General features: G+C 43.0%; 10 protein-coding genes. 8 read left to right on the forward strand and 2 right to left on the reverse strand.

Features of this window, described 5'->3' with window-relative positions:
* Positions 1 to 119: 119 nt before the first annotated feature.
* From AC4E8D_RS15625 to AC4E8D_RS15655, 7 genes are all read left to right on the forward strand, one after another.
* On the forward strand, positions 120 to 1061 hold the full coding sequence (locus AC4E8D_RS15625) for an ABC transporter permease (protein ID WP_490206488.1): 942 nt from the start codon (positions 120 to 122) through the stop codon (positions 1059 to 1061).
* 15 nt (positions 1062 to 1076) lie between these two features.
* Entirely contained in the window at positions 1077 to 1997 is a 921-nt protein-coding gene (locus tag AC4E8D_RS15630) for a carbohydrate ABC transporter permease (RefSeq protein WP_076210798.1), read from the forward strand.
* 98 nt (positions 1998 to 2095) lie between these two features.
* Positions 2096 to 4357 carry a glycoside hydrolase family 3 N-terminal domain-containing protein gene (locus tag AC4E8D_RS15635; protein ID WP_490206446.1) on the forward strand — a complete coding sequence of 754 codons (2262 nt, stop codon included), beginning with the start codon at positions 2096 to 2098 and terminating at the stop codon, positions 4355 to 4357.
* A 373-nt stretch (positions 4358 to 4730) separates the two neighbouring features.
* Positions 4731 to 6197: a PTS transporter subunit EIIC gene (locus AC4E8D_RS15640; protein WP_339308505.1), complete on the forward strand. Its 1467-nt coding sequence runs from the start codon at positions 4731 to 4733 to the stop codon at positions 6195 to 6197.
* A 22-nt stretch (positions 6198 to 6219) separates the two neighbouring features.
* Entirely contained in the window at positions 6220 to 7635 is a 1416-nt protein-coding gene (locus tag AC4E8D_RS15645; RefSeq protein ID WP_218639188.1) for a glycoside hydrolase family 1 protein, read from the forward strand.
* Positions 7636 to 8061: 426 nt separating this feature from the next.
* Positions 8062 to 10473, forward strand: coding sequence for a helix-turn-helix domain-containing protein (locus AC4E8D_RS15650; protein WP_076210792.1), 2412 nt, complete (start codon positions 8062 to 8064; stop codon positions 10471 to 10473).
* A gap of 264 nt (positions 10474 to 10737) precedes the next feature.
* The gene (locus AC4E8D_RS15655) at positions 10738 to 11295 is read left to right on the forward strand and encodes a PTS sugar transporter subunit IIA (protein ID WP_076210790.1); all 558 of its coding nucleotides are present in this window, start codon (positions 10738 to 10740) and stop codon (positions 11293 to 11295) included.
* 173 nt (positions 11296 to 11468) lie between these two features.
* On the opposite strand, the gene AC4E8D_RS15660 is transcribed toward AC4E8D_RS15655, so the two are convergent.
* Complete coding sequence (locus AC4E8D_RS15660; RefSeq protein WP_490206447.1) at positions 11469 to 12089, reverse strand: TetR/AcrR family transcriptional regulator; 621 nt, start codon at positions 12087 to 12089, stop codon at positions 11469 to 11471.
* Between the two features lie 16 nt (positions 12090 to 12105).
* Complete coding sequence (locus AC4E8D_RS15665; protein WP_405132337.1) at positions 12106 to 13308, reverse strand: MFS transporter; 1203 nt, start codon at positions 13306 to 13308, stop codon at positions 12106 to 12108.
* Between the two features lie 150 nt (positions 13309 to 13458).
* Between AC4E8D_RS15665 and AC4E8D_RS15670 the strand changes: the two genes are divergently transcribed.
* Positions 13459 to 13881 (forward strand): DUF3237 domain-containing protein, encoded by a 423-nt coding sequence (locus tag AC4E8D_RS15670; RefSeq protein ID WP_237175352.1) that lies wholly within the window; start codon positions 13459 to 13461, stop codon positions 13879 to 13881.
* Positions 13882 to 14008: the final 127 nt, after the last annotated feature.

Consider the following 14008-nt stretch of genomic DNA (forward strand, 5'->3'; position numbering starts at 1 on the left):
AAACTGTTACATGCGCAGGAGAAGACGAAAGAGCATAACTCCGGCTTCTCCTCGCATGAATAACAGCACAGGAAAGGAGCAGGTTCACCGTGGAGAAACCTAATGTCTCCCTTAACTCGATGCCTCCAGTCTCGAGTCCGAAGGGAACCAGAGCACACTCGTTCTTTAAGCGACTTGTGCAGCAACGAACACTTGCCTGGATGTGTATTCCTTTTGTCATCTGGGCTTTTATCTTCAAGTACCTGCCGTTATGGGGATGGACCATGGCTTTTCAGAATTTCAAACCGGCGAGGTCCTTCTCCGATCAGCAGTGGGTCGGCTGGCATCATTTTAGTATCTTGTTTGAGGACAATACCTTCTACCGGGTGCTGCGAAATACACTCGTTATGAGTTCCATTAAACTGGTGTTGGGATTTGTGACAGCAATTACACTGGCCCTCTTGTTGAATGAGCTGAAAAATGTCATATTTAAGCGTTTTGTGCAAACCGTCAGTTATCTGCCTCACTTTATCTCGTGGGTTGTTGCTTCCAGCATTGTATTAACAGTCCTGTCACCAGACGGAATTATCAATCTGCTGCTGATGAAGCTTCACCTGATTGACAGTCCGGTATTATGGATGGGGAAAGGTGAATACTTCTGGGGTATTCTAGGGGCAACTGAGGTCTGGAAAGATGTCGGTTGGAACACCATTATCTATCTGGCAGCGATTACGGCAATTGATCCGGCGCAATATGAGGCTGCCGAGATTGATGGAGCCAGTCGCTTCAAACGGATGTTATATATCACCCTGCCTGGCTTGAAACCGGTTATTGTGATCTTGTTGATCATGAACATGGGAAGTATTCTTGAATCCGGATTCGAACCCCAATATCTGCTGGGTAACGGGATGAATATGGACTATTCGGAGAATCTGGACATCTTTGTATTGAAATATGGATTAGGGATGGGGAACTTTTCCTTAGGTACAGCAGCCGGCATATTCAAAACTGTGGTCAGCTTCATCTTCCTTTTCTCCGCGAACTATATAGCAAAAAAAATGGGAGAGAGCAGACTATTCTAAAAGGAGGCCTAAGCCATGCGTAAAGGAAACACATCCCGCTTTCGGAATAGCAGCACCGGGGATCGAGCGTTTGACACCATTAACATCGTCTTCATGGTATGTCTGATGATTGTGACGATTTATCCCTTTGTTAATATGATTGCTGTATCCTTCAATAATGCAAATGATGCCATTCGGGGTGGAATATATCTATGGCCTCGTGTATGGACACTGGACAACTACAAATACATTTTTGGCGAATCCGATATCTATCACGCAACTCTGATCTCGGCGCTGCGTACGGTCATTGGAACCGTGGTGTCCGTCTTCTGTACAGCCATGCTCGCGTATACGGTTAGTCGTCAGGAATTTGTGCTTCGCAAGTTTGTTACGATGTTTTTTGTCTTCACCATGTACTTCAGCGGGGGGTTGATCCCCGGTTATCTGCTGATTCGAGACCTTGGATTGATTGGTTCCTTCTGGGTATATATCATTCCGGGTGTAATCGGTGTCTTCAATATGATTGTCATCCGTTCATTTATTGAAGGTCTTCCTGAAGGCATTCTGGAGTCAGCCCGTATTGACGGGGCAGGGGAGTTCACGACATTTATCCGCGTTGTCCTGCCGCTAACGATTCCCGCAATGGCAACCGTATCACTCTTTGTAGCCGTGGGACAATGGAATTCCTGGTTCGATGTATTCTTGTACAACTCTTCCAATAAAGAATTAAGCACATTGCAATATGAGTTGATGAAGATTCTACAAACTTCGACGACCTCAGCGACATCATCAGCAAGTGATGCTTATCAGTCTGCCGAGAGTAATGCAACGGCGGTCACACCAACTTCGATTCGGGCGACCATGACCATTATTGCAAGTGTTCCTATTCTGATGGTGTATCCGTTCTTACAGAAATACTTTGTACAGGGCATGACAATTGGAGGCGTGAAGGGATAGTCAATTACCTGAATATAATTTCATAGAAGTATGAAAACGCAACAAACTGTACCGTAGTAGCGTCTATTCATCCATAGAATACAACAGGAGTGAAACAAATGCATGTAAAATGGATGACGATTATTGGTGCCGTTGTCGGCTCTATGCTTATAGGGGTGGGAACGGCAGCTGCGGAAGAAACGTTTGTTGATCTAAAGTATTCAAAGTGGGCAGAGGATGGCATCACGTATATGGCGAAACGGGGAACAGTAGCCGGATATGGCAATGGGATCTTTAAGCCAGAGGCACTTGTGACAAGGGCACAAGCTGTCACTTTTATGATGCGCGAGCTTTATCCAGATCAGCTTCAAAGAGCAGTGGAAGGCACAACCTATTCGGATGTTCCAACTACACACCCTTTCCATCGAGAAATCATGATAGCTGCTAAAAATGGACTTGCAAGTGGTTTTCCTAACGGAACTTTCCGTCCGGATGCACCGCTTAGCCGCGCAGAGACTGCGGCCTTCCTTACACGGGCTTATTCACTGGCGGAAGGTAAGAACCCCGCAGAATGGACAGATACGGACAGGCATTGGGCAGCAGCACCCATTCTTATTATGAGTTCAAACGGCTTGGTCGGCGGTTATTCAGATGCCACCTTCCGTCCGAATCAAGCTGTCACGCGCGCTGAATATGCCGTATTTATGGCGAGAGTAATTCGCTTCGAACGTGAAGTGGCCATTCGGACACAAGATTGGGATAAGCTGATATCCTATATGACGGTAAGCGAGCAAGTTGGTCAGATGCTTATGCCCGACATTAGGCAATGGAATGGTAAAGCGACAACGACCGTTAATGAGGGGCTGAAACGCACGATCCATGATCAGGACTTGGGCGGACTTATTCTTTTTGACAAAAATATTGTAGACATGACGCAGCTTACAACGTTCACACATGATATCCAAAGAGAAGCAGGTGACATTCCTCTATTTCTTAGCATCGACCAAGAAGGAGGCGTTATTAAGCGAATACCAGGAGGCACGAACCTTCCCGGGCAGATGGCGCTTGGCGCAACTGGAGATGCAACGCTAGCCGAAGCAGCTGGTCAGCTGACAGGGGAGGAGCTGAAGGCATTTGGATTGCAGATCAATTTTGCGCCAGTGCTGGACATCAACAGTAATCCAGATAACCCCATCATTGGTATACGTTCGTTTGGCTCGGATGCGGATTTGGTGACAAGGCTTGGTCTGGCAACGATAAAAGGGCTACAGCAATCAGGGGTGATGGCGGCAGTTAAGCATTTTCCGGGACATGGAGATACAACGGTAGATTCCCATCTTGGTATGCCTGTGCTTGCCCATAACCGAGAACGGCTTGATGCGGTAGAATTAAAACCGTTTCGGGCTGCAATCAAAGATGGTGTAGAGATGATTATGACCGCGCATATTGCTTTCCCTGCCATAGACAACGAGCATGTCACTTCGCTCAAAGACGGTGAACGTGTGCCGATTCCTGCCACCTTATCGAAAAAGGTACTGACAGGACTTCTTCGAGGAGAGTTGGAATACAAAGGACTCATCGTGTCGGATGCCTTTACCATGAATGCAATTGCGGAGCATTTTGGGGAGAATCAATCAGTAGAACGCGCCGTTTCCGCAGGTGTTGATATCATCCTTATGCCAAAAGATTCAGCAGCGGCCCATCAAACGCTGGTGAACGCGGTGAACAATGGAACGATCAAGGATGAAACCATACATGCATCTGTGAAACGAATCTTGGAGATGAAAGCGAAATATGGTTTATTTGAACGCAGTCAAACTCTCGCGCAAAAGCTAACTAAACTTAACGGTATCATCGGATCGAAGGCGCACCGAGCAGTGGAGCAGACAATCGCAGAGCGGGCGGTCACTGTACTCAGCAGTCGCGAAGGTGTGCTTCCTGATCCAATGAAGCAAGGCGACCGGGTCGTTATTGTCGCAGCCGAGCAGGAACAGGCGAAACAGCTTGAGAAGCAACTGTTGCAGGCCGCTAATAATCTGTCGTTAAAAACTGAAATTGTACTTGTTGGTCAAGGCAACATGAATGAAACGCTCCAAGCAATTGGCAAAGCCAATTATGTCATTCTTGCTTCTTACCAGTTCCGCAATGTGGCCAGCCAGTTCGGTTGGGGTGATTATCAAACCTTGATTAATGCGATGAACAAGAGTAATCAGCGATATACGCTGTTCTCACTCGGTAACCCTTACGAGATGATCTATTTACAGAACGTGCGCTCAGGGCTTGCTGTGTATGGAAAGCAGGAGCCAAATACGTCTGCCGGGATCAAAGTATTGCTTGGTCAACTGAAAGCTGGAGGACAGTTGCCGGTACTAACGGATTAAATGATACTTTATAGAACATTAATGTAACCCAGTGAAAAAGAGAAACTGGGTTGTCTCGAAAAAACTCCCTTAAAGTCGCTTTTATAGCGGCTTTTTTTTTGATTTACAGGTCATTATTCTTAGGTAGAAGAACTTGACCCGATCTCAGATGGCATACTAGAACGTATTGCACCCCTGATGTTAAAAAAAGATTGCTCAATTTTAACCGCAATTGAAAGCGAATACATATTCTCATCATAATTGTACGTATAGGAGGTATGATTTAAGCAATCTATATACACCAGAAGTCAATAAAATAACGAATGTAACCGCTTATTTGAAAACGAACGTTCAAAAAATGCTGTGGTTAATAACCGACTAGAGGTGAAGTGATATGGATTATAAAGAACTGTCCAAACAAATCGTGAAAAACATTGGTGGAGAGAAGAATGTAACTTCTTTGATGCACTGTGCAACACGGTTAAGATTCGTTTTGAAGGACCCGGACAAGGCAAACAAAAACAAATTGATGGAGCTAGACGGGGTGATTCAGGCCTTGGAGGCAACTGGTCAGTATCACGTCGTCATCGGTAGTCAAGTATCAAAGGTCTTTGATGACATACAGCGTCTTTATTCATTTAACAGTGATTCCGGAGACGACGAAGAAGTAACATCCACGCCGCAGGAAAAGCAATCAGATGAAGTTAAACCTGCAAAAAGGAAAAATCCGATCAGTAAACTGCTGGAGACGGTCATCAGCATTATGGGACCTTTGATTGGAGTTATGGCAGCAACTGGTATTGTCAAAGGATTCTTGGCGTTGTTCCTGTCACTAGGATGGATTATGGATTCGAGTGGAACTTACAAAGTACTCTATGTCGTCGCGGACGTAATCTTCTACTTTATGCCAGTCTTTGTTGGCTTCTCCGCAGCTAAACGTTTCAAAATGAACGAACTGGTGGGTATGGCGATCGGTGCAGCATTATTCTATCCAACACTGGCAGAATTGCTTAAGGCTGACCCGATCAGCGTACTAATGTCAGGCTCTCTACTGGAAGCCCCCGTTTATACGACATTTGCGGGAATCCCTGTTTTGTTAGCCAGTTATTCAGCGACAATTATTCCTGCAATTCTGGCCGTGTATTTTGCTTCCAAGGTCGAGCATGTAGCTAAAAAATATATACCTTCGGTTATCTCAAGCTTCGGAGTTCCACTGGTGGTTCTGTTAATCTCTATTCCAGTTACATTGATTGTAATTGGACCACTAGCCATGCTGTTAAGCCAGATGATCGCTAAAAGTATTCTCAGTGTGTACGGCTTGAGTCCAACATTAATTAGCGCGCTTTTAGGTGGATTGTGGATTCCAATGGTTGCTGTGGGTTTGCATGGTGCTATTGTACCGATCGCCCTGACGAACTTCTTCACTAACGGTTATGATGTCATCTTCCCAATGATTACAGGTCATTCGTTTGCGATTGCTGGTGCAATTGTGGCTATGGGCATGAAAAATACCAACAAAAAGCAAAAAGGACTTGCTTATTCCGCCGGATTTAACTCGGGGCTTATGGGAGTCATTGAACCAGCCTTGTATGGCTTCCTGCTTGCTGAGAGAAAGATTTTAACGATGGTTTGTATTGTTTCCGGTATTGGTGGGGGAGCCATTGGATATTTCGGAGCCAAACTTTTGCAACTAACGCCGAGTGGAATCTTCGCTCTGCCAGGATTTATTGATACTCAAAACACTGGAACACAGGTAGGGTTTATCGTTGTACTGGTTGTTATGATCCTGTCATTCGTTATACCTTTTGCTCTTACATTACTGATGTATCGTGGTAAAAAAGATAATATTTCAAACAAATAGATTCAATAGGGAGAGAGAAACCATGATGAAAAAAGATTTTTTATGGGGTGCAGCGATGTGTGCGACTCAGAGTGAGGGCGGCTATCTCGAAGGTGGAAAGGGTCTCACGCTAGCTGATCTTTTCCCCGCAATCAGCGAAGGTCGTTGGGATGCGATCTATAATATCGAAAAGGCGATGAACACAAAATACGATTACTATCCAAGTCATAACGCGATCGATTTCTATCATCGTTACCCGGAAGATATCAAGTTGCTGGCGGAGCTGGGGATTAATTTTCTTCGTACTTCAATTAACTGGGCTAGAATTTTCCCGAACGGGGACGATCCTGAGCCAAATGAAGAAGGGTTGGCTTTCTACGATCGATTATTCGCAGAATGTGCGAAGTATGGAATCACTCCTGTAGTTACATTAAACCACTTCGATACTCCGCTTGCTCTGATTCACAAAGGCGGTTGGAAAAACAAGAAGGTCATTGATTACTTCGTCACCTATTGTGAAACGGTATTCCGAAGATATAAAAATCACGTCAAGTATTGGATCACATTCAATGAAATCAATATGGTCCTGGGTATTCCAGCAGTTGGTGGTTTGATCGATCCTAATAAGGAAGAGAACATTCTGGAAGCCAAATTCCAAGCCGCTCACAATCAGCTTGTATCTGGAGCACTCGCTACAAAGGTTGGACATGAGATCAATCCTGATTTTGAGATCGGATGCATGATCGGAGCAGGTAAGAACTATGCCTACACATGTAACCCAGAGGATGTCTGGGCAGCTTATCAAGCGGATCAGAATGAGTTCTCACTAGTAGACGTACAAGCCAAAGGGAAATATTCCGACTATATGCTGAGTTACTTTAGAAGAAACGAGATCGATTTGAAAGCTACTGAAGAAGAAATGGACATTCTGCGTAAATATACCAGTGATTTCGTAGCGTTGAGCTACTATTCTACGCGGCTCGTATCCTCGGATAAAGAAGACAAAGAGAAGACTGGCGGCAACATTAATGGTACATTGAAAAACCCATATCTGGAGGCTAACGAATGGGGCTGGCAGATCGATCCGACAGGATTTAGAATCACGTTGAATGAGCTGTATGACCGATATGACCAGCCGCTCTTTATTGTCGAGAATGGTTTCGCAGTTAGAGAAACTCCGGACGAGAATAACTATCTGGAAGACGATTACCGTATTGCCTATTTCCGTTCCCATATCAAGGCAATGCAAGACGCCATGTCCGACGGAGTCGATATCATAGGCTATACCACGTGGGGGACGATAGATATCGTTAGTGCCAGCAGCGGAGAAATGAGCAAGCGATATGGCTTGGTCTATGTCGATCTGGATGATAAAGGGCAAGGAACGGGTGACCGCTTCAAAAAGAAATCTTTCGACTGGTACCAAGAGGTTGTTAGGTCAAACGGTGAAAACTTGTAAGTAAGGTTCTGTAACTAAATCTCATGAGGTCGGCTCGTCTAACGAGTGGCCTCTTTGATGTATGGTCTCTGATCCAAAGAAAAGAAACAAACGATATTTTGCATCTAAGATGAATGTATCAGGAGATGCCAGACGGGGAAAAGTATCGGAAAGACTAGACGAAAGTCTCGTATCCTGTATCAGATTTGCAAGATGAAAGCCGCCGGCAAACCTGTTGTAGCAATTCTAATGAATGGTTTTCGCCTGGCATAGGTATGGAAACGCTGAAAAATTGACGTATTGTTAGAAACATGGCATCTTGGTAGTTAGATAACAAACAACCACTTGAGTATGGTGGGTATAATTACTAAATGAATCTAAAGAAGAATTAAAGGTAGCCATGAACGCGAAATGTTTTTGCGTTTATGGCTTTTTTGGAGGCTTGTTATGAAACTTGTAAACCCGTGGGAAAATATCGCGATTCAACAAATCATCCCTGGAAGCAGCATCCATAATTTTGATGGGAAAGTTCATATCCTTTATGTGTTGAAGGGCTCTATCGAAGTTGAAAGTGAAGAGGAATCGATCAAGGTCGAGTCGCCAGGGTTTTATATTTTACCGAGATCCGACTCCTTTCAGTTGACGTCAACACAGACTCTTTCCTACGATATCGCACTCTATTATAACTATGATAAGAATCAGGGAGACAACGGATACCAGTTCGAGTTTCGTGGCGATTCGAGAAAAGGCGGGAATGGTAGTGACGAGGAGATGAGTCATCTTGCCAATAAGCTACTGTCCGGATTTTACTTGGAGAAAAACAGCATGTCTGACGTCGAGGTATTTAACCTCTACTTCTCAATGTTGAGCTTGCTGGAGAGAAAGTATTATAAGGAAGTTCCCATTCGCAGTAATAAAAATATGCGCAGCCGAATTGAAGAGATTAAATTCTACCTGGGTAACAACTTCGAGAAAGATATCAAGTTGAAGGAAATCGCCAAGAAGTTCTTCGTATCAGAACAGTATTTGTCACGAATATTCTCTGAAATCGTTGGACAATCGTTAAGCGACTATCTGCTGGGGCATCGAATGCGCAACGTGGAAAGACAACTGCTCGAGACAAACGATCCGGTAACCTCTATTGGATACGAGGCGGGGTTTACGAATATCAATTCCTTCAACAGACTTTTCAAAAAGAAACATGGCATAAGTCCGAGCACATTCCGTAAAACGAAGACGCCTAATCCGGTTATTCGGAATATTGAATCAGAGGAATGCGATCAAAAAGAATTAGAAGCCGTTCTGCAGCATGTGAATCAGGAGAAGAAGCGTAAAATTCGAATAGAAGCTCAGAATAGCGAAGATATAAGGATCTCGTCCGCAATCTTGAATGTAGGACAAGCTTCAAAACTGCTGATGACTGAGTTGAACGATCAACTTGCTGTATTTGAAAAGTACAAGATATTTGAATTCTCAAGAGTAAGTGGACTCCTGAACAGAAACATGCTTCGCGTAGAAGGAAATACTCCTGATTACGCACTGGTTGCAAAAGCGATCGGAAAGCTTGTGGCCAGAGGCTGGAAGCCGTTTATTGTGCTTAATCCTCCCGAAGCTGCCGAAGTCGTTACGAGTGTTGGTCATAACCATAGAACATACTCCTTGGAAAACTGGCTAAAGGAAATTCAAGAATTGTTCCGTCTGTTACTTAATCAATACGGAAAATCAGCGTTGGTCCAATGGAAAATCGAAGTGGTCAGACCTAGCCCATGGCATTATGAGACGGGTATTAATCATGGTTGTGAACGTTTCAAGGGAAAACTTCGCAGTTATGACTTATCCCTGGATGAAGAATTTGTTAAGTACTACGATGAAGTACGGAAATTACTCAAAAAGGTGGAACCCGGTTTACAGGTTGGGATCGGAGGCATTGTGTTAGAGAATAAGGAGACTCATCAGCATGGCTTTCTGGCTCATCTTGTGCATGAGGGTATCGAACCAGACTTCTGTGGAATTTCCGCACTGCCGTATTCCAAAAAGAACAGTACCACTAACGGTAAATCTGCAATCGTCAAGTCAACCAAAGAAAACTATTTATTGATGATGACCCAAAGCCTGATTACGTATCTGGAGGATAATCTGAACGTACCAGACCTCTATCTCACCGAATTCAACATTACGTCATCGAGTCGCGATCAGTTGAACGATATGGCATTCAAAGGATTATATATATTTCACCAACATCTGGGTCTCACTGACCTCTACAAAGGCATTGGATATTGGTTGGTGTCAGATTTTGCTTACCCAAATGAAATTGCGGAGGAAACCATTGAGTTTAGTGGTGGTCCCGGACTTCTAACCGTGAGTGGCATTCCCAAAATCGGCTTTTATGCCTATGAATTCCTGAACAAACTTGGAAATACATTGCTTTTTCGGGATTCATCCTTGTTCATCACCAAAAACGAAGATGAGGATATTACAATTTTGGCTTATTTATACGCTCCGGTAGACCCATCATATTTTAGCTCGTTCGAAAAATACGATATGAACAGTAACAAATTCATCTTTCACAATCCTGCATCCAAAAATATGATATTACAACTATATAACCTGCCTGCAGACTGCCGTAACTACAGAGCTGTCGTAAAAAAAATAAGCTTCAACGATGGAAATGCGTTAGATGAGGCTTTAAAGATGACCAGTCTGAATTCATTCGACATGGAGACTATAGATTACTTAAAAGTCCGGAGTACCCCGGTAACTTACTTGAGACATATCCAGGCTCGTGGGGGAACTCTGGAAATGGATATTAAGATTGAGCCTCAACAGATACTCTGTATTACGTTGGAGCGAATGTATTGAGAACTATATTTTCTAATCATTAGGTTGTATGTATATAAGTAATTGCTCTAAATTAACCATCAAGTCTTAGAGAAATTAACATCATCAAGATTGTAGGAGTAATTAGTAGGTAAAATGCAATCTTTGTTATGAAAAAGTAACTAAAATATGATATGTAATCGGTTACTTCAGTCCAAAAAATCGGATAAACCCCATGTTGAGATTACAAGTATAAGTTATTAAATTATTAACATGGGGTACGAAGTGAAACAGGAGGAATGGCTTTTGTTTAAGAAAATGAGTGCATTATTTAGAACTGAGAAACAACCACAAGAGCAACAAAGTACAACAGTTGTTGCAGATGAAGTTCAACCATCTATTTCTGACGAAATACTGCTTAGTCCTATGATCGGGCAATTAATTCCATTGAGTGATGTAAAAGATCCTGCTTTTGCTATGGGGGCTATGGGGGATGGAATCGCTATTGAACCCATGGAAGGAAAGGTTTTATCACCAGTAGATGGTGTTATTATGAATACGCCTAAATCCAAACATTCATTATTTATCAATAGTAAGAATGGCGCAGAAATATTAATTCATGTTGGGATAGATACGGTTAAGCTTAAAGGAGAGCATTTCAATGTTCTGGTTCATGTAGGACAACAGATAAAAGCTGGAGATTTACTTATTGAATTTGATTTAAACATGATAAAGCAGAGTGGATATGAAGTAACTACACCGATAATTATTACGAATAGTTCGAACTACTCTCAGATTGAAAAAAACGAATATAAAAAAGTAATTATCGGCGAACAAATCCTGCAACTACATGCCGAAGTTTAAATTTACTAATATAGAGTGCAATAGCATATCCCATATAAAGCCGCTGTCATAGCGGTTTTTTTGGTATGTACATAAGTTCGTTTACTCTTGAGTGCACCAACCCGAAGGCAGAAAAGATGCAAAAGACTGATCCATCTGCTGGAATCAGTCTTTTGCACTTTCTGGATATGCCGTCACTCATGTATTTCCTCGCTACAGACAAAATGGAGCAGCATCTTCACAAACTGCTCCCTGATCCGTGTATCCATTTCATCGGATTTGGACGGATCGATCTTAACGATCCTCTGTAGCATACCCATCATCGTTGTGAAGATGAATTGAGCAAGCTCGAGTGGGGGGGACGGATTCTTGATACTGCCGTCAGCAACGCCTGTAGTTAAAGCATGCAAGAGGAAATGGTCTTCTTTCCCGTGCTGGTTGAACTTATCATACTTTTCTCTTAATTCAGGACTAAAATCATACATCTCATAGTTGATATCAAATAATTGAATAAATCGGATGTAGTCTGGATGATCCTGGGCAAACACAACCCATGCATTCAACATGACCTTGAGTTGTTCTCGCCCGTTCATGTCCTTCGTTGATGTACGACTAATCTCATTTGTTAAATGTTCGATCAGTTGCATCTGAATGGCTAGAAGAAGCTCATCCATAGACTGAAAATGTTTATAAAAGGTCACTCTACTAAGTTCAGCTTTCGTACATACATCCGTAATCTTCACCTGGAGCAATCCATATTTCAAAAAAAGCTCCTTACCTGCTGCAATCAAATCATCACGATGTTTATTTCCCAATTGTTGATGCCAGTTTTCATTCACTTGTATACAATTGTCCTTTCTTCGAACGAAATGCGTTCAAGGTCAGTCCGAGAGAAGCGAGCAGCATAATTGCACCAAAAATATACGGGAAGTTTATGTTTTTGTCAAACAATAGTCCTGCGATCAGCGGCCCAATCACCGTTCCGAGACTGGAAAATGTGGTGTTCAGACCGGATGCATAACCTTGCCGATCTCCTGCATTCTTGGATATTAACGTGCTGACCGAAGGTCGCAAAAACGAATTAAAGGCAAAGAATAACGCAGAAGCGAACAACAGAAACACAAGGTTGACCTTAATTAACATTAACAATAAAGCTATAGGTGTGATTATCAAGGAGAGACGGATCAACTTAATTTCACCGATTCTCTGTACGAACCAATCCAAAAGCCAGATCTGCACAACGATACCGATAATCGCGCCCAAGGTAATAATGATGGAGATTGTTGCAGCGTCAAATCCGTATTTTTGCTCTGCAAAAAGAGCGAATACCGTCTCATAACTCATGAGGCCAAAGGTCATGACAAGCAACACAATCAAATATTTGAAATAGGGGACTTTAAAAGAACTCCAGATTTTTTTGCCCAAGTGATCTCCTTTTTGAAGACGGATGGAGACCGTTCTTTTCTCCGGGGGAAGTGTCTCGGGCAATAGCAGCGTCATTAGGGCCGCAATCAGTCCCAGACCCGCTGCGAAGAAATAGGGCATGCGAATGCCCATCTCGGCGATGAGACCGCCCAGACCAGGTCCCAGAACCATTCCCAAGTTCATAGCTGCACCGAAATAACCCATGCCTTTCGCACGTGTCTCTGGCGTTGTAATATCGGCGACATATGCGAGGTTGGCAGGAACCATTAAACCAAGACTGATTCCACCGATAAACCGTGCGACATAGAGGAACGGTAATGACGTCGACAGCGCAAATATGATATCTGAAATGACAGACAGAAACATACCTGCGATGATCAACTTTTTGCGTCCAAATCGATCAGACAGTTGTCCCCCGAGAGGTGAAAAGAAGAATTGAGCGGCACCGAAGGCGGCAACTAAAAATCCTGCTACTGTGCCTCCCGCATGAAAAAGCTTCAAATACTCAGGCAATATGGGGATGAGCATCCCTTGCCCCAATAAAGCGATAAACAGATTTAACATCAGAATGAACAGTGGAAATCGAACTGATTTTGGTAATGTACTCATGTACGTCATTAACCCCTTCATTTACAACTTGTTAACCTTTACATCGTGTAAACCATTTTAAATGATTTGAAGGAAATATGTAAATCTTTTTTTTAGTGAAGCAGTCTAATGAGTAGAGTTATAATTGTCCATATATGGAGGTGAGAATACGTGAATTTAGAAGAATTGTTTACGGTACATGTGAACATTGAGAAGTCATTTGATTTACAGAATAGCGAAGATGATTCGGTTGTCATGATTACTTTTACAGGCAGCGTAACCGGAAAGTACTTTGAAGGAATCGTGCTGGGTGGAGGAGTGGATACGCAGATCATCGGGAAGAATGGTGGTCCGCATACTCTATCGGCAAGATACATGCTCCAAGGCAAGGACTACACAGGGCATACATGCAAAATTTATATCGAAAATAACGGAATCATCGATAAAACGCTGAAAACTGCTTTATTTCGTACTTCCCCCAAGATGATTACAGACAGCAAAGCCTTATCCTTCTTGAATCGTGAGACACTTGTTGGAGAAGGTCATCCGACGGAGTCCGGAGTAGATATAAAAATATATAGAAAACCGCTGTAATGCGGGATAAATAGCAATTATTTGTTTATTGTATGGCAGAGAAGATAGCTTTTTATAATGAAAAGTCAGAGTCGCTAAATAATGCGGCTCTTTTTGTGTATGAGACTTTACGTCAATTTTTATATGT

The sequence above is a fragment of the Paenibacillus sp. SRL342 genome (assembly GCF_984798905.1).

Coding starts and splice junctions, on each gene's coding strand:
- AC4E8D_RS15640 (WP_339308505.1), top strand. CDS start 4,731: ATGGATTATAAAGAACTGTCCAAACAAATCGTGAAAAACATTGGTGGA.
- AC4E8D_RS15665 (WP_405132337.1), bottom strand. CDS start 13,308: ATGAGTACATTACCAAAATCAGTTCGATTTCCACTGTTCATTCTGATG.
- AC4E8D_RS15630 (WP_076210798.1), top strand. CDS start 1,077: ATGCGTAAAGGAAACACATCCCGCTTTCGGAATAGCAGCACCGGGGAT.
- AC4E8D_RS15645 (WP_218639188.1), top strand. CDS start 6,220: ATGATGAAAAAAGATTTTTTATGGGGTGCAGCGATGTGTGCGACTCAG.
- AC4E8D_RS15635 (WP_490206446.1), top strand. CDS start 2,096: ATGCATGTAAAATGGATGACGATTATTGGTGCCGTTGTCGGCTCTATG.
- AC4E8D_RS15625 (WP_490206488.1), top strand. CDS start 120: ATGCCTCCAGTCTCGAGTCCGAAGGGAACCAGAGCACACTCGTTCTTT.
- AC4E8D_RS15650 (WP_076210792.1), top strand. CDS start 8,062: ATGAAACTTGTAAACCCGTGGGAAAATATCGCGATTCAACAAATCATC.